We start from the raw sequence: 16099 nt of genomic DNA on the forward strand, positions 1-16099 counted from the left end.
TCAGGTGGAGGTGCCGAAGACATCCACGACGCTGCGGTTCGCTCTGCTCCTCACCGCCGCGGGCGGCTTCCTCGACGCCTACACCTACATCAGCCGCGGCGGCGTCTTCGCGAACGCCCAGACCGGCAACGTCATCCTGATGGCCATCGACCTGTCGGAGCGGCACTTCCACGCCGCCCGGGCACACCTGTGGCCGATCCTCGCGTTCATCGTCGGTGTCGCGTTCGCGCACCTGCTCAAGAGCGAACTCGCCCACAGCGTCTTCGACCACCCGATCCGGATCGCCATGGTCGCGCAGATCGTCGTCCTCGTCGCCGTCGCGTTCGTTCCCCCCAACGTCCCCAACGCGCTGGTCACCGTTCCCATCGCGTTCGTCGCCGCCATGCAGTTCGGCCTGTTCCGCACCATCGGGTCGCTGTCGTACATCGCCGTCGCCACCACCGGCAACCTCATGCGCTTCACCGAGTCGGCGTACGCCGGATTCATCGAGAAGGTCCCCGAATCGCGTCAGCACACCCGGGTGTACGCCGCCATCGTCACCAGCTTCGCCGGTGGGGCCGTCGTCGGAGCGTTCGCCACCCGCTATTTCGGCGGATCCGCCGCCTGGATCCCCGCCGCCCTCCTGTGCGGAGCCCTCGTGCTGTTCTACATCGACGACAGGCGGCGCCGCCGCCTGTGAGCGGTCGACGAGTCCCTGGACTCCTCAACCGCGCACGGGTGGCGAAGCCGCAACTCCGAGGGAATAGGCGCCGACGATCTTCGGCGCGGATGTCTCGTAGAACCGGTCGAGGTCCCGGACGTCGAATCCGGCGTTCGTCACCAGGGTGGGAATGTCGCGGGTGAGGTGGCATCCACCGGCGACGGTCTTCTGGAGCGGTTCGAGCCGGCGCTGCCACCGCTGCACGTTGGCGTCCGGGGCCAGGCCGTGCTCGACGAAATGCAGTGTGCCGCCCGGTTTGAGGACGCGCCGGACCTCCCGGAGTGCGGAATCGACGTCCGGGATGGTGCACATCGTCCACGTCGACAGCGCCGTGTCGAAACTGTTGTCCGGGAAGGAGAGTGACTGGCCGTCCAGGCCGGACCGCTCGACCGGTGTCGTCGACGCCGCCAGACGCTTGCCCGCCAGCTTCCAGCCGAGGTCGGCTGGTTCGACGGCGCTCACCGAATCGACGGCGGCCGGGTAGAACGGGACGTTGAGACCCGACCCGAATCCGATCTCCACCACACGCCCGTGCAGACCGGCGCAGACGCGTCGTCGCGTCGGCTCCGTGAACTTCATCCCGCAACTGATGTCGACGAGCCGCGGAACGATCCGGTCCGAGTAGAACCCCATGCCCACCTCCCAGCGAAGGGCGCTTCGCGCCCCGTGCGCGGTTGAAGAGTCCAGAGACTCGTTAACCACGCACGGGTGGCGGAGCCGCCTACCGCGGCGCCATGCGCAGAGCGCCGTCCATTCGAATGGTCTCACCGTTGAGGTAGTCGTGTTCGACGATCATCTGGGCGAGCTGTGCGTATTCGGCGGGCTGACCGAGGCGCGAGGGGAACGGGACGCCGGCTTCGAGGCCCTTGCGGTACTCGTCGGTGACACCGGCGAGCATCGGGGTGTCGATGATGCCGGGGGCGATGGTGTTGACCCGGATGCCGAACTGCGCGAGGTCGCGGGCGGCGGGGACGGTCATGCCGTGCACGCCACCCTTGGACGCGGAGTAGGCGATCTGCCCGATCTGGCCTTCGAACGCGGCGACGGATGCGGTGTTGATGATGACGCCGCGCTGCCCGGACTCGTCGACGGTGTCGGTCTTGGCGATGGCGTCGGCGGCGAGGCGCATCACGTTGAACGTGCCGAGCAGGTTGACCGTGATGACGGTGCGGAACAGTTCGAGGTCGTGCGGGCCCTTCTTCGACAGGATGCGCCCGGCCCAGCCGACGCCGGCACAGTTGACGACGATACGCAGCGGCAGACCCGATTCGACGATCTTCTCGATCGCGGCCTGGACCTCGTCGCCGCTGGTGACGTCGGTGGCGAGGAGGGTCACGCCGTCGGGGACCTTGTCGCCGGCGCGCTCGATGGACTGCTGCAGGTCGAGTCCGAACACGGTGGCTCCGGCGTCGGCGAGACGCTTGGCGGTGGCGGCGCCGAGGCCGGAGGCCGCTCCGGTGACCAGTGCGGCGGTTCCCTGAATTTCCACAGTTCGCATCCTTACTTTCCCGGCGACCTCCGTTGGCCGACCCTGGTGACCTGCACCATAACGCCCGCTCGGTGTGACGGCAGCGGCGAGGGAAACGTCACGGGCGACGGGAGCGGGTAGTTTGTCTTCTCGCGCGGATCAGGGGACGCGCAGGACCGTAGGGGGACGGATGACCGAGGACCGGCTCGAAGTGGATCGCGACGCGTTGGTGCGGTGCATCGCCGCGTGCGAGGTGTTGGCGGCCGACATGCAGGACCTGCGAGAGCGAGCGCACCGCGAACTCGCGCCCGAGAGCTTCGGTCTCGGCGAAACCCATCTGCGGTCGGCGGCGGACCTGGCGGCCCGGTTCCGGGCGACGGCGATCGGCGGCCCGGGCGTCGCCGTCGAGAACTCGGCGGTCGGGACGTTCGCGGCGCACGAGCGTTACGCGCTGGACCTGAAGGCGACGTTCGAAGCGGCGCTGGCCCGGTACGACGAGCAGGACGCGGCGACGGCACACCGCCTCGAGCAACTCTGACCACGTTCAGTGCGCAATTCTGCAGGGAAATATCGAGTGTGGGACTGCAGTTCTGCGCACTCGCGTCAGTGAATGTGCGCCTGCCAGTCCGCTGGAACCCGTGGACCGGGACCGGGAACGGTCTGGTCGATCGGATGATGTTGCGGCGGGGCAAGATCGGGTCCTTCGAAGGCAATCTCGGTGGCGTAGTTCCAGAACCAGTTCTCGCCCGGTTCGAAGCTCCGCACGACGGGGTGCCCGGTGTCGGCGGCGTGCTTGGTGGCGTGCTGCTCCGGGGAGGTGTCGCAGCAACCGATGTGGCCGCACTGCGCGCACCGGCGCAGGTGCACCCACCACCCGCCGTCGCGGTCGCACTCGGCGCACCCCTCTCCGCTCGGCGGCACGCTCGGGTCGATTCCCTCCAGCTCACCCATCTGAGGCTCCTTCTGCTGCTGCGACTTCGGGTTCGATCGGGATGCGGACCTGGAACCGGGTGTCGCCCGGTTCGGACTCCACACGCAGGTCGCCGCGATGCTTCTTCACGACGATCCGCCACGAGATGTCGAGGCCGAGTCCGGTTCCCTCACCCACGGGTTTCGTCGTGAAGAACGGTTCGAAGATGCGCGACCGGATCTCTTCGGGCACACCCGGTCCGGTGTCGCCGATCTCGATGAGGGCCATGTCGCCGTCGCGGCGGGTGCGGACGGTGAGGGTGCCGTGGCCGTCCATGGCGGCGACGGCGTTGTCGATGAGGTTCGTCCACACCTGGTTGAGTTCCGCGGCGTACGCCGGGATCTGCGGCAGCGTCGGGTCGTACTCTTTCACCACCGTGACGGAGTCGCCGATCTTGCGGCCGAGCATCACCAGCGAGCTGTCGAGCAGTTCCCGCAGATCGACGCGCTGGTAGGGGGCGCGGTCCATCTGCGAGTACTGCTTCGCGGCGTTCACCAGGGTGGACACCCGGGCGGTCGAGTCGGCGATCTCGTTCATCAGCAGTTCGGTCTCGATGGTGTAGTTGAGCCAGCGGATCGCGCTCTCGACCATCGATTCGTCGTCGACGCTGGCGACGATCCGCTCGAGCCACGGCACGTCGAGACCCGCCTGCACGAACGTGGGCGCCAGGTCCCAGCCACCGGAGACGCCGTGGTCGTCGAACCAGTCGCCGAGTTCGTCCTCGCGGTCGGACGCTTCGAGGGGGGTCAGCGTCGGCGCCTTCGCGACCAGTTCGGCTGTCTCCTCCTGCAACCGGATCAACGTGGCCAGCGCCTGCCGGTCGTACACGCCCGAGGCGATCACGCTCAGTTTCTGCCGCATGTGCGACACCCGGTCGCGCAGCGACGCCGTCGCCCGGACCGCGGCGGCCGCCGGGTTGTTGAGCTCGTGGGTGAGCCCCGCCGACAGCGACCCCAGCGCGAGGAGGCGTTCCCGCTGATCGACGACCTGCTTCGCGTTCTGGCTGCCGAAGAACAGCCCCTCCAGCAGGTGTACGGCCATCGGGAACCATTCGCGCATCAGCTGCCCGAAGCGGTCGGCGTCGAGGACGAAGAACCTCGACGGGGCGGTGACGCGCATCGACGCGGTGTACGTCTGGGGTGCTCGGTCACCGAGATACGACTGCCAGGCCCCGGAGTACACGCCGCGCTGGGACGTCCGGCTGAACTCGATCTCCTCGCCGCCCGACAGCTTGCTCAGCACGAGCTCGCCTTCGATCAGCACGTAGAAGCACGTCGCAACCTCACCTTCCGCGAACACGGGGCCGGGTTCGATCAGTTCGACGTGCCCTTTCTCGCACAGCTGCTCGAGCTGGTGGTCGGTGAGCTTCTCGAAGAGGAACAACGTCCTCAGCTCGGGGGGATTGCACGGGAGTTGGCTCATGGTCTGCCCCTGGTCACGGTTGGCCGATGTAGCGGTGGACGAGCATCACGGCCATGGCGCCTTCCCCGACCGCCGACGCCACCCGCTTCGCCGATTCGGAGCGCACGTCACCCGCCGCGAAGATCCCCGGGACGCTCGTCTCGAGGTGATGGGGGAGACGGTCGAGGGGCCAGCCGCTCGGCGGTTTCCCGTCGACGACGAGGTCGGGTCCGGACACGACGAACCCGTTCTCGTCCCGCGCGACGACACCCTCGAGCCACTCGGTCCGCGGGATGGCGCCGATGAACAGGAACAGGAACCCGGCGTCGACGGTCTCCTCGTCGCCGGTGGCGTTGTTGCGCAGCCGGACCTTCTCGAGGTGACCCTCGCCCTCGACGCCGATCACCTCGGTGCAGGGCCGGACGCGGATGCGCGGGTTCCGTTCGATCTGCTGGACGAGGTAGTACGACATCGAATCCTCGAGCGACTGCGCCCGGACGACGATGGTGACGGACCGGGCGCCCCGCGACAGGTAGACCGCCGCCTGTCCGGCGGAGTTGGCCCCGCCGACGATGTAGACGTCCTGGTCGGTGCAGCGGGCGGCCTCGGTGACGGCGGAGCCGTAGTAGACGCCGCGACCGGTGAGATCGTCGACTCCGGGCGCGGGATGACGCCGGTAGGAGACGCCGGTCGCCAGGATCACCGTGTGTGCGTCGATGGTGTCGCCGTCCGCGAACCGGACGGTCCGCGCCGATCCGTTGACCTCGAGCGCCACGACGTCGCGGGTGGTGATCAGTTCGGCCCCGAATCGGGTGGCCTGCCTGCGGGCCCGTTCGGCGAGCTGCGCGCCGGACACCCCGTCGGGGAAACCGAGGTAGTTCTCGATGCGTGAGCTCTGACCCGCCTGGCCGCCGGTCGCGGTCCGTTCGATCAGGGCGGTGCGCAGACCTTCCGAGGCGCCGTAGACGGCGGCGCCCAGACCGGCCGGTCCGCCGCCGACGACGACGAGGTCGTAGAAGTTCTCCGACGGGTCGGTCCGGAGACCGAGATGCCGGCCCAGTTCGGTGTCCGACGGCTCCACCAGGCATTCGCCGTCGGAGCAGATCACCACGGGCAGGCGCCGGCCGTCCTCGCCTGCGGCGGTGAGCAGCCGACCGCCTTCCGGCTCGTCCGACATGTACCAGCGGTACGACAGCTGGTTGCGGGCCAGGAACTCGCGCACTTCCGAAGACCGCGGCGCCCAGCGATGTCCCACGACCTTCGTCTCCTCGGCGGGGTGGTGATCCGACGACGCCCACGCCTCGAGCAGCGCGTCGACCACCGGGTACAGCTTCTCCTCGGGCGGGTCCCACGGTTTGAGGAGGTAGTGGTCGAGGTCGATGACGTTGATCGCCTCGATGGCCGCGTCCGTGTCGGCGTAGGCCGTGAGCAGCACGCGCCGCGCGACCGGATACAGGTCCATGGCCTTCTCGAGGAACTCGATCCCGCTCATCGACGGCATCCGGTAGTCCGCGAGGATCGCCGCGACGGGATCCCCGCGCAGCTTCATCTGCTTCATCGCGTCGAGTGCGGACTCGCCGGATTCGGCGCGGATGATCCGGTACTTCTCGCCGTATCGGCGCCGCAGATCGCGGGCGACCGCGCGCGAGACCCCGGGATCGTCGTCGACGGTGAGAATCGCAGGCTTGCCGCTCGCTACGGGATGGTTCACACACGCCCTCTCGTCCGTGAGAACTGCGAGGTACTCCAAGACTTCCGAGTATTGCCCGAGGGCGCGTCTTTGTCGACCGGGTTCAGTCCTGGTGCTGCATCTGTTCGGGCTCTGCCGCGGCACCGCGGCGGCGCCGCAACCACACTGCGCGACCGGCCGCACCGGCCAGCGCCAGAACGACGACGGCGGCGCCGGCGATCGGGCCGGCCACGTTGCCGGGGAGCAGGCCCTCGAGCAGTAACCAGATGCCGAACGCGAAGAACAGAACGGCCGCACCGATGCGGATGACACTCTCGGGCAGATGCTTACCCAGCACGGCGCCGACGACGATGGCGAGGGCGTCGGCCGCGACCATGCCGACGGTCGAGCCGATCCACACGCCGATCGTGTCGTGGTCGGTGGCGAGCGTGATGGTGGCGAGCATGGTCTTGTCGCCGAGTTCGGCGAGGAAGAAGGCGGACGTGACTGCCAGGAATGCGGAGCGGGTGGCCCGTCCGGCCTTGAGCTGCTCGTCCTCGCTGAGGTCGTCGCCGCGCAGCGTCCACGCACCGAAGATCAGGAAGGCCGCACCGCCGACGATGCTGATCGCCGCGGTCGGGAGCGCGACACCGAGGTAGTGGCCGACGGCGACGGACACCAGGTGGACCACGGTGGTCGCGACGGTGATGCCGGCTATCACGACCCACCAGCGGTAGCGCAGGGCGAACGTCATCGCCATCAGCTGGGATTTGTCTCCCAGTTCGGCGACGAAGATCACGCCGAAGCTCAGTAGTGCTGCGGTCAGCACGGGCATCCTCCTCCTGTGTCGGTCGGAGGATGACGGGTGGATTCCTCCGGCCTGGCAGACGCGGGTACGTCTGTCCGGCCGAAGGTCTCGCCCACCGGCGCCGGGTGATCCGGCGACGGTTCGCCAGGCCGGGTCCGGTGCGGTGAAGCAACGAGCCAGTATGTCGACACAGGCGATTGGGGGCTACTCCCCTTCGATGTCCGTAACGTTAGCGTGACTTATTTGAAAAGGCAAAGGCGGCAATAAGTTTGGGGCACCGACCGCTGAAACTTCGGGTACCCTCACGAGGCGAGCAGCATGGCCAAAACGGCCGTGTCGGGATCGCTGATCGGGTCGATGCCGACCCGGCTGACCATGGACGTCACCGTTCCGTCCGCCTCTGCCTCCACCCACGCCGCCCGGTGTTCCAGCCCCAGGTGGGGGAGTCCGGGGAGCAGGACGCAGCCCGACGCGGCGCCCGCGCACTCCGGGAGCGACGGGGTCGTCTCGGACGGCGGGTGCAGCATCATCAGCGCCGGCGGCTGATGATCCGCGAAGCGGCCGGGAGCGAGCGCGAACTCCCCGAGAACTGTGCCCTCGGCCACCACGAGGCCGACGGTCTCGGGTTCGGGCTCCTCCGGCAGGTCCTCGTGCGCACCGAAGACGGTCGTGGTGTGGAGCAGCCCCGGAACGCACGCCACCCGCACGGCGAGCGCGAGCAACTGGGCCCATTCCTTGGTGGTGTCGGGCCAGCGCCCGGAAATGACGAATCCCCGCAAAGTACCCGCGGCCTGGAAGGGCGAGATGCCGATGTAGCCGTCCCTGTTCATCTCTGCCTCCTCGGTGTGATGACACGCTTCGAACATGATTCGTTCTGCACACCTCGTTGGGTACTTGAAGAATGCGCCCGACAGTGCCTGGCACACAAGAGCAGGCGAGTGCTAAAGGATCTTCACGCGGGCGAGCATCTCAGAGAATCCTCAGAATCGCCACAATCTGCCGCTACGAAAGCCACCTATCCTCACCGGAATGACCTCTGAGCGCGCACGGAATTCCGCGAATCACGCCCGAACCGAGTCGACGCGAAAGGTCCTCACTTCGCGGCGCGTCGCCGCGGCCACGATGGCAGGCCTGGTCCTGGCGTCCGCGGGGGGACTCGGGTACGTGTTCCTCGGTGACAGCGCGGCAGACAGCCGGACCGTGGCCATCGTCAACACCGACGCCGGCGCGACCGTGGACGGAAAACCGGTGCGTGCGAGCGACACCCTCATCGAGAAGCTCGAGGCGAACGAGGCCTTCGACTGGCAGGTGGTCGACGCGGACGCAGCGGCGGGCGGCGACTGGTTCGCCACGGTGACCGTGCCCGAGGACTTCAGCGAGGCGGTGTCCTCGGTGTGGGGCGCGAAGCCGCGGCAGGCGACCCTCGACCTCGACGTCGCGGGTTCCGACACCGGTGCGTCAGAGGAACTCTCCGGAGTGGTGTCCTCCCAGATCGGCGCGGACGGCATCACGGATCTGCTGGCGGACATGTCCTCGTCGCGGACGCGGTTCCAGCAGGCGGGCATGACGGCCGGGTTCCTCGCCGCCGGCACGGCCGCGGCGGACGATGCGGCGCAACAGCTCACGGAGGGCGCCGACACTCTCCTCCCGTATCTCGAGAAGGCACGTTCCGGCTCGGTGCAACTGCTGGGCGTCGCCGACCAGGTGGCCGGTGTGGTCGACCAGACGTCGGGAACGGCCGACGACCTCGCGGACCGGTTGAGCGCGCTGGGCCTGACGCTGGGCGAAGCGAACGACAGCGCCACCCGGATGCGCACCAGAATCGACGAGGCGATCCGCGTTCTCGACGCCACACCCGTTGCATCGGACGTGGTCCCGTCGCTCCGACAGGTCAGTGCCGACCTCGAACTCTTCTCCGCACAGCTGGGTTCGGTGCCCGGACTGGTGGGCGGAGGAGTCGGCCCCGACACGGACTTGGGCGAACTCGTGCGCGTCGCGATGGGTCAGCTCACCGACGCCAGCAATCAGCTGAGCAGCGGGGCACGGCAACTGAACGACGGCATCGTTCCGATCGCCGATCAGGCACCGGAGATGCTCGAAGGCGCCACCTCGCAGATCGTCGACGGGTTCGCGAAACTGAAGACGTTGTCGGGGCAGCTGTCCACCGACCTCAACAACGGTGTCGCGGCGATGCCGGTGCGTACGGCGGCTCAGCAGAACCAGTTGGCGACGGTGCTCGCCGAACCGGTCGCGGTGACCCGCACACTGTCCGCGCCGTCACCGCTCCTCACCGCCGAGCACCTCGCCGTCGGCTTCGGGATCACCACCGTGCTGCTGGCGGGTGCCGTCGTGTGGATGGGCCTGCGGCGCAGGGCCTGACCGTCAGCGGGCGTCCTGGATACGACGCCACGGTGTGGCCTGCTCGAGCTCGAACGCCAACTCGAGCAGCGTCCGCTCGTCGCCGTGGTCGGCGGAGAAATGCGACGCCAGCGGCAGGCCGCGGGACGTCTCGTGCAGCGGCAGCGAGATGGCCGGTCCGCCCGAAGCGTTGTTGAGCGGCGTGAACGCCGTATAGGCGATCAGCTTGTCGAAGAGCTCCTCGAAACTCTGTGTCGGCGAGAGGTATCCGAGCTCCGGCGTCGTGTGAGCCAGGGTGGGCGACAGGATCACGTCGTACTTCTGGAAGATCTGCGCGTACTCACGGTACGTGCGCCGCAACCGGTAGAGCACCCGCGGAGTCTTCGCGATCTTCCTGCGGTACATCGCGGCGAGTCCGCGCGTCAGGTTGTCGGTGGCGTCGCGGTCGAAGTCCGGTCCGAGCATCCGCTTGCCGTTGCTGGAGATGACGAACGACAGGAATCCCCAGTAGATGCAGAAGTCCTCGACGAACGAGGAGTTCACCGGCATCGGGCACTCCTCGACGTGGTGCCCGAGGTCGGCCAGCAGATCGGCGGTCGCGTGGACCGACTTGCGGGTCTCGTCGTCCGTGCGGGAGGCGGTGACCGAGTCGACCACCACCCCGACCGTCAGCCGGGTGCTGCTCGGCCCCTCGACCAATCGGATGGGTGGCAGCGCCGGATTGCGGTAGTAGCGTTCGGCGGCCGCCATCCACTGTGCGGTGTCCCGCACCGAGCGGGTCACGGCGCCCTGCGCGATGATCCGGATCGGCAACGTCTTGTCCATGGCGTCGGGGACCGTCCGCCCGCGGGACGGTTTCAGGCCGACGAGCCCACACGCGGCCGCGGGAATGCGGATGGATCCGCCACCGTCGTTGGCGTGCGCGATCGGCACGACACCCGAAGCGACGAGCGCGGCCGAACCACCCGAGGACGCTCCCGGCGAAAACGCGGGATTCCACGGATTGTGCACGGCCTCGGCGTCCATGAACTCGGTGGACGCGCTGAACCCGAACTCGGGGAGCCGGCTCTTCCCCAGCGAGAGCACACCTGTGGACAGGTACTGCGTGACGAAGTCGCTGTCGACCGGGGCGGGCTGCGCGGCGAAGGCGACGCTGCCGTGCTGCGTGGGCAGGCCGGAGACGTCGACGTTGTCCTTGACGACGGTCGGCACCCCCGCGAAGGCGCCCTCGTGCGGGCGGTCCGCCTCCGTCAGTGCACGGTCGAAGTCGGCGAATGCCAGGGCGTTCAGGGCGGGTCCGACGGATTCGGCGCGCGCGATCGCCGCCTCCGTCACCTCGCGGATCGACACCTCTCCGGAGGCGATCCGTGCCGCGAGGCCGGTGGCGTCGAGGTCGCCGAGCGCGTCGTCGCGGAATGCGTGGACGACGGTGTCGTCCCGGGCGGGGTTGCTGAACTCGGTCACTTCCGAAGCCTATTGGACGCTCGGCCTGCTCGGAAGGAATTCCGGACCCGAAACGAGCACGGGCGCACGGACACACCCGAGAGTGGTCCGTGCGCCCATGGCCGCGAAGAAGAAACTAGACGATCAGGCCCGCGGTCTGCGTGCGTGCCTTCTCGAAACGAGCGGCGACGTCCGCCCAGTTCACGATGTTCCAGAAGGCCTTGACGTAGTCGCCCTTGACGTTCTGGTAGTCGAGGTAGAAGGCGTGCTCCCACATGTCGAGGAGCAGCAGCGGCGTGAGGCCGATCGGGATGTTGCCCTGCTGGTCGTACAGCTGGACGATGAGCAGGCGCTGGCCGATGGAGTCCCAGGCCAGGATGGACCAGCCGGAGCCCTGGATGGCGTTGGCGTTGGCCGAGAAGTGGTTGCGGAACGCGTCGAAGCCGCCGAACTGGTCGTCGATCGCGGCAGCGAGCTCACCGGTCGGCTTGTCGCCACCGTCGGGCGAGAGGTTGTTCCAGAAGACGGAGTGGTTGGTGTGGCCGCCCAAGTGGAAGGCGAGGTTCTTCTCGTGCAGGTTGACCACGGCGGGCAGGGTGTCCGACTCGCGGAGCTCGGCCAGCTTGTCGAGGGCCGTGTTGGCACCGGTCACGTACGCGGCGTGATGCTTGTCGTGATGCAGTTCCATGATCTTGCCGGAGATGTGCGGCTCGAGAGCTGCGTAGTCGTACGGGAGTTCCGGCAGCGTGTAAACAGACACGAGGGTCCCTTCATCTATGGGCGTGTGAGCCCTTGTGTTTCCGGGTGCCGACGACACGTGGGCACGCGTCTGACACCCGCCTTTGGCGAATCGTTCTCGGGTATATACCCAATCTCATTGGTACACCCTGCGCAACAGTTGGGGTCACCGAGCGATTCCCTCACAGGAAAGTTCGGGCACCCGAAAAAATGCTGACGAGGTGACACTGGATGTCGTGAGAATTCGTCCGACCGGTGAACGGAACCTTAAGCTGACGCGATGCCTTCGCTGATACCTGTTGCAGATTCGCATGCGGCCGCGCCGCGTGTGGAGCTCACGGGCGCGAATCTGCTCCGCTTCTTCGCAGTTCTGGCCGTGATCTACTCACACATCTCGTTCTATCTGATCGACGACCTCGGAACCGGATGGTGGTTCATCGACGTCGTCTATCAAATCTTCATCGAGCGGGGCGGTCTCAACCAGCATCTGTCCTTTCTCGGGGTCGCCGTCTTCATGATGCTGACCGGGGTGTTGATCACCCGTTCGGCCATTCGTCACGAGCCCGGGCAATTTCTGTTCAACCGGCTCGGACGAATCCTGCCCGCATTCTGGGTGGCCGTTCTCGCCGCGATCGTGCTCGTCCGCCTCGGCATCAACGGCATGTTCAGCGGCCAGGACGGGGTGTCGAATGTCGACGCGGCCCTGAGTTTCGTGCTCGGCGGTTTCTTCCTCAAACCCGAGGTGGCGGTTCTCGGCGTCACCTGGACCCTCGCCGTGCAGATCTGCTTCTACCTCGCCTGCGTGGCCGCGCGCCCCGTGCTGCGCACGCTGCCCATCGCGATGCCGATGGCCGGCGCCGCGGTCTGCGCGCTGATCCTGCTCTACAACCTGTACGCGCCGCAGCCGTACACGGTCCCCATGCTGTCCAAGATCGCCGCGACGCTCCCGGCCGTGTTCCTCGGGCAGATCATCTACCTCGGCTGGGCGCGACTTGCGGACTGCCGGTGGATCGTCGTCGCCGGGCTGGCCCAGGTCGAGGTCATCCGCCTCGCCACCGACTTCCGCGTGTACTGGGCCGGCGACCACTACCTCTGGACATTCGCCGTCGTCACCGCGTGCGTCGTGCTGGTGGGCCGATACGACGGTCCCGCGGCGCACTGGGCCGTCGTGCGGTGGACCGCGACGCGCAGCTACGCGATCTACCTCGTCCACACCCTGATCCTCTACCGCGTGTACGAGCACACGGTCGGCTCGTTCGGCGAGACCGGGGCGGTGATCGCATTCCTCGTGGTGACGGCACTCGTGTCGGAGGCGCTGTACCGGTGGGTGGAGATCCCCGCGACGGGGTGGGTCACGGCTCGCGTCGAGCGGATGCGCGCACAGTCGGCGCTCGCGCGGGAGGCCACCCCGGCACCGCGCGTAGCATCGAATCATGTCTTGGTACGACGAGCTTCTGGGTCGAGCAGCCGCTAAGTCCGTGATGGTCACCGCCGAGGATGCCCTCCCCGGACGTAGTCAGCCGATTCCCGTTCCGGCGACGCACTTCGTCAACGGTCACCCCCTGCAACCCCCGTTCCCCGAGGGCATGCAGACCGCGGTGCTGGGCATGGGATGTTTCTGGGGCGCCGAGAAGGAGTTCTGGCAACTCGACGGCGTCTACACCACCGCGGTGGGATACGCCGGCGGCTACACGCCCAATCCCACCTACGAGGAAACGTGCTCCGGTCGCACCGGGCACACCGAGGTGGTGCTCGTGGTCTTCGATCCCAAGGTGATCTCGTACGCCGAGATCCTCAAGGAGTTCTGGGAGAACCACGACCCCACGCAGGGCATGCGGCAGGGCAACGACCAGGGAACGCAATACCGTTCGGCCATCTACACGATCGACGAACAGCAGGTGGAGATCGCCGAGGCCACCGGTGAGGCCTTCGAGAAGAGGCTCGCCCAAGCCGGATACGGGGCGATCACCACGGAAATCGCCCCGCTCACGCAGTTCTACTACGCCGAGGACTACCACCAGCAGTACCTCGCGAAGAACCCCGGCGGTTACTGCCCCGTGCACGCCACCGGCGTCAGCTGCCCGGTCGGTCTGCTGAAGCAGGACGAGGTCCCGGCGCAGACCGACATCCTGCCGCCCTCGTAGTCCCCGGTCTCAACCGCGGGTCGCGGACCACGTGAGCACCGCAGACGCCGCGACGGCGCTGACGGTGCGCACGTGGTTCCACCCGGTCCATCCCGACACGTAGTCGCGCCAGTACGCCGCCGAGTCGGCCGCGGTGGGGTCGATCGCGTCCAGCGCGTTGTTGTGCGGCACGTGGTAGACGATGGTCAAGACGATCCCCACGAGATACAGCGCGCATGCGATCACCGCGTAGACGGCCGAACCGTCGTGCCGCACCACACTGACGACCGCGAGCACGATCGACGTCAGTGCGGTGCCGAACAACGCCGTCATGAACCAGAAGTTCGGCGCCTCGCGGTTGATCGCCTGCATCGCCGCGATGCCCTGAGCCGGTTCCAGGCGACCGAGCCCGGTCATGATGAACGTGGAGAACGCGAACATCACGCCGCCCACCACGCCGGCGCCCACCGCCGTGACGATCGTCAGATAACGCTCCATCGGTCAGACCCTCCAGACACCGGCCGCTGCTGCGGCACGGACGTAGTCGGTGAAGTCGCGGGGCGCGCGCCCCAGTGCGCGTTCCACCCCGTCGGTGAGTGATGCGTTGCGCCCGTCCAGCACTTCGTCGAACAGGTAGGTGAGCAGGCCGATCGCATCGGACGGTACCCCCTGCCCGGCGAGTTCCGTCGAAGTCACTTCGGAAGTGACTGGGGTGTACCGGATTTCGCGACCCGTTGCCTCCGAGATCTCGGCGACGGCGTCACCGAACGACAACAATCGTGGCCCGGTCAGTTCGTACAGTTCGCCGGCGTGACCGTCCTCGGTCAGTGCGGCGACGGCGATCTCGGCGAGATCGTCGGCGTCGACGAAGGGTTCGAGCACGTGCCCGTCGACGGGCAGTGCGAGCTCGCCCGCGAGCAGTGAGTCGAGCATGAAGCTCTCGCTGAAATTCTGGCTGAACCAACTGGACCGGAGGATCGTCCACTCGGCTCCCGCCTTGCGGATCGCGAGTTCGCTGCGCTCGGCCTCGGTTTCGCCGCGACCGGAGAGCAGGACGAGTCGCCGGGCGCCGTTCGCGACGGCCAGGCCCGCGAATTCCTCGACGACCTCCGCCGCTCCCGGCACCGCGAGATCCGGGTAGTAGGCGATGTACACCGAGGTGATTCCTTCCAGCGCAGGACGCCACGTGTCCCTGTTCTCCCAGTCGAACGGGGGACGGCCGGAGCGGGAACCGCCCCGCGCGGGTACTTCCGCGGCGGCGAGCCGGGCGAGGACGCGGCTGCCGATCTTGCCGGTGCCGGTGAGGACGAGTGTGTGCGGTTTCGTTGTCATGTCTTTCAGTCAAGACGCCGGCGCTGAGACTTTCCATGGCTGAAACGCGCTGATCCATACGCGAGCGTCTACGCTGGATGTGTGGATCCTCTCGCCGGTCTCATCAGTGGTCCCCGCGCCGCAGGCGCGTTCGTGCTCCGCTCGATCATGGAACCGCCGTGGTCGCTGCAGATCGACGACCACGCGCCGCTCAGCCTCGTCGCGATGGGTCGGGGCGAGGCGTGGATCCTTCCGCACACCGGCGACCCGGTGCAGCTCACCGAGGGTGACGTCGCGATAGTTCGCGGACCCGAGCGCTACGTCGTCGCCGACCATCCGGACACCCCGCCGCACGTGATCATCAACCCCGACCAGAGTTGCACGACCCTCCGCGGGGAACCACTCGCCGAGACGATGGACCTCGGCGTGCGCACCTGGGGAAACAGTGCGGACGGCCGCACGGTCATGCTGACCGGGACGTACCAGACCCCGGGCGAGATCAGCATGCGACTGCTGACCGCGCTCCCGGAACTCGTCGTGCAGCGCCGCGCCGACTGGGACTCGCGGCTGGTCACCCTCATGCACGACGAAGTGGTGCGGGACGAACCCGGACAGGAAGCGGTGCTCGACCGCCTGCTCGACCTGCTGCTGATCGCGGTGCTGCGCGCCTGGTTCGCGCGGCCGGCGGCCGAGGCGCCGTCGTGGGTGCGGGCGCAGAGCGACCCCGTGGTCGGCAAGGCGATGCGCATCCTGCAGAACAACCCCTCACGCCGGTGGACCGTGGAGTCGCTCGCCGCGGAAACCGGCATGTCGCGGGCAGCCCTCGCACGACGGTTCACGGACCTCGTAGGAGAACCTCCCATGACGTTCCTCGCCGGCTGGCGGCTGTCCCTGGCAGCGGATCTGCTCCGCGAACCCGACGCCACGGTCGCGTCCGTGGCCCAGCGGGTGGGGTACGGGAGCGGATTTGCGCTGAGTGCGGCGTTCAAACGCGTGCGCGGAGTGAGCCCCAAGGAGCATCGTGAGATGGCGGGGAGCAGATGAGTGTATTACGGCACAGTGCCCAAAGACACACCGGATTAACTTGATCTTGTTTGCCTTGCGTACGAC

17 protein-coding genes are annotated in these 16099 nt (G+C 67.7%); 6 read left to right on the plus strand and 11 right to left on the minus strand.

Features of this window, described 5'->3' with window-relative positions:
• The first annotated feature begins 4 nt into the window (after positions 1-4).
• Positions 5-679 (plus strand): YoaK family protein, encoded by a 675-nt coding sequence (locus tag RHA1_RS19420; protein WP_009760490.1) that lies wholly within the window; start codon positions 5-7, stop codon positions 677-679.
• 24 nt (positions 680-703) lie between these two features.
• Here RHA1_RS19420 and RHA1_RS19425 read toward each other — a convergent pair whose 3' ends face one another.
• Positions 704-1333, minus strand: coding sequence for a class I SAM-dependent methyltransferase (locus tag RHA1_RS19425; RefSeq protein WP_011596522.1), 630 nt, complete (start codon positions 1331-1333; stop codon positions 704-706).
• An 88-nt stretch (positions 1334-1421) separates the two neighbouring features.
• Positions 1422-2189, minus strand: coding sequence for an SDR family NAD(P)-dependent oxidoreductase (locus RHA1_RS19430; RefSeq protein ID WP_011596523.1), 768 nt, complete (start codon positions 2187-2189; stop codon positions 1422-1424).
• A 169-nt stretch (positions 2190-2358) separates the two neighbouring features.
• On the opposite strand from RHA1_RS19430, the gene RHA1_RS19435 reads away from it, so the two are divergent.
• Positions 2359-2706, plus strand: a complete 348-nt coding sequence (locus RHA1_RS19435) for a hypothetical protein (protein WP_011596524.1) — start codon at positions 2359-2361, stop codon at positions 2704-2706.
• Positions 2707-2771: 65 nt separating this feature from the next.
• On the opposite strand, the gene RHA1_RS19440 is transcribed toward RHA1_RS19435, so the two are convergent.
• From RHA1_RS19440 to RHA1_RS19460, 5 genes are all read right to left on the minus strand, one after another.
• Positions 2772-3119 (minus strand): UBP-type zinc finger domain-containing protein, encoded by a 348-nt coding sequence (locus RHA1_RS19440; RefSeq protein ID WP_011596525.1) that lies wholly within the window; start codon positions 3117-3119, stop codon positions 2772-2774.
• Positions 3112-4560, minus strand: coding sequence for an ATP-binding protein (locus RHA1_RS19445; RefSeq protein ID WP_011596526.1), 1449 nt, complete (start codon positions 4558-4560; stop codon positions 3112-3114). Before RHA1_RS19445 ends, RHA1_RS19440 begins: the two co-directional genes overlap by 8 nt.
• A gap of 13 nt (positions 4561-4573) precedes the next feature.
• Positions 4574-6250 (minus strand): NAD(P)/FAD-dependent oxidoreductase, encoded by a 1677-nt coding sequence (locus tag RHA1_RS19450; protein ID WP_009477080.1) that lies wholly within the window; start codon positions 6248-6250, stop codon positions 4574-4576.
• An 82-nt stretch (positions 6251-6332) separates the two neighbouring features.
• Positions 6333-7043 carry a TMEM165/GDT1 family protein gene (locus RHA1_RS19455; RefSeq protein ID WP_081437458.1) on the minus strand — a complete coding sequence of 237 codons (711 nt, stop codon included), beginning with the start codon at positions 7041-7043 and terminating at the stop codon, positions 6333-6335.
• Positions 7044-7318: 275 nt separating this feature from the next.
• A complete protein-coding gene (locus RHA1_RS19460; RefSeq protein WP_005248897.1) occupies positions 7319-7846 on the minus strand; it encodes a hypothetical protein in 528 nt (175 codons plus the stop codon).
• A 199-nt stretch (positions 7847-8045) separates the two neighbouring features.
• Between RHA1_RS19460 and RHA1_RS19465 the strand changes: the two genes are divergently transcribed.
• Entirely contained in the window at positions 8046-9395 is a 1350-nt protein-coding gene (locus RHA1_RS19465; protein WP_011596528.1) for a YhgE/Pip domain-containing protein, read from the plus strand.
• A 3-nt stretch (positions 9396-9398) separates the two neighbouring features.
• Here RHA1_RS19465 and RHA1_RS19470 read toward each other — a convergent pair whose 3' ends face one another.
• Together RHA1_RS19470 and RHA1_RS19475 are read right to left on the minus strand one after the other, a co-directional pair.
• Complete coding sequence (locus RHA1_RS19470; RefSeq protein ID WP_009477083.1) at positions 9399-10838, minus strand: amidase; 1440 nt, start codon at positions 10836-10838, stop codon at positions 9399-9401.
• Positions 10839-10953: 115 nt separating this feature from the next.
• Positions 10954-11577 (minus strand): superoxide dismutase, encoded by a 624-nt coding sequence (locus RHA1_RS19475; protein WP_005248891.1) that lies wholly within the window; start codon positions 11575-11577, stop codon positions 10954-10956.
• 258 nt (positions 11578-11835) lie between these two features.
• On the opposite strand from RHA1_RS19475, the gene RHA1_RS19480 reads away from it, so the two are divergent.
• Both RHA1_RS19480 and msrA read left to right on the plus strand, forming a co-directional pair.
• Positions 11836-13029, plus strand: coding sequence for an acyltransferase family protein (locus tag RHA1_RS19480; protein ID WP_009477085.1), 1194 nt, complete (start codon positions 11836-11838; stop codon positions 13027-13029).
• Positions 12989-13699, plus strand: coding sequence for a peptide-methionine (S)-S-oxide reductase MsrA (msrA, locus tag RHA1_RS19485; protein WP_041811736.1), 711 nt, complete (start codon positions 12989-12991; stop codon positions 13697-13699). The genes RHA1_RS19480 and msrA overlap by 41 nt, the downstream gene beginning before the upstream one ends.
• A gap of 9 nt (positions 13700-13708) precedes the next feature.
• Here msrA and RHA1_RS19490 read toward each other — a convergent pair whose 3' ends face one another.
• Positions 13709-14176, minus strand: coding sequence for an anthrone oxygenase family protein (locus RHA1_RS19490; protein ID WP_011596530.1), 468 nt, complete (start codon positions 14174-14176; stop codon positions 13709-13711).
• 3 nt (positions 14177-14179) lie between these two features.
• Positions 14180-15010 (minus strand): Rossmann-fold NAD(P)-binding domain-containing protein, encoded by an 831-nt coding sequence (locus tag RHA1_RS19495; protein WP_011596531.1) that lies wholly within the window; start codon positions 15008-15010, stop codon positions 14180-14182.
• Positions 15011-15091: 81 nt separating this feature from the next.
• Here RHA1_RS19495 and RHA1_RS19500 point away from each other — a divergent pair, with 81 nt between their 5' ends.
• Positions 15092-16033, plus strand: a complete 942-nt coding sequence (locus tag RHA1_RS19500; RefSeq protein WP_011596532.1) for an AraC family transcriptional regulator — start codon at positions 15092-15094, stop codon at positions 16031-16033.
• Positions 16034-16099 lie beyond the last annotated feature (66 nt).

The organism is Rhodococcus jostii RHA1, assembly GCF_000014565.1.
GTDB classification, from domain to species: domain Bacteria; phylum Actinomycetota; class Actinomycetes; order Mycobacteriales; family Mycobacteriaceae; genus Rhodococcus_F; species Rhodococcus_F jostii_A.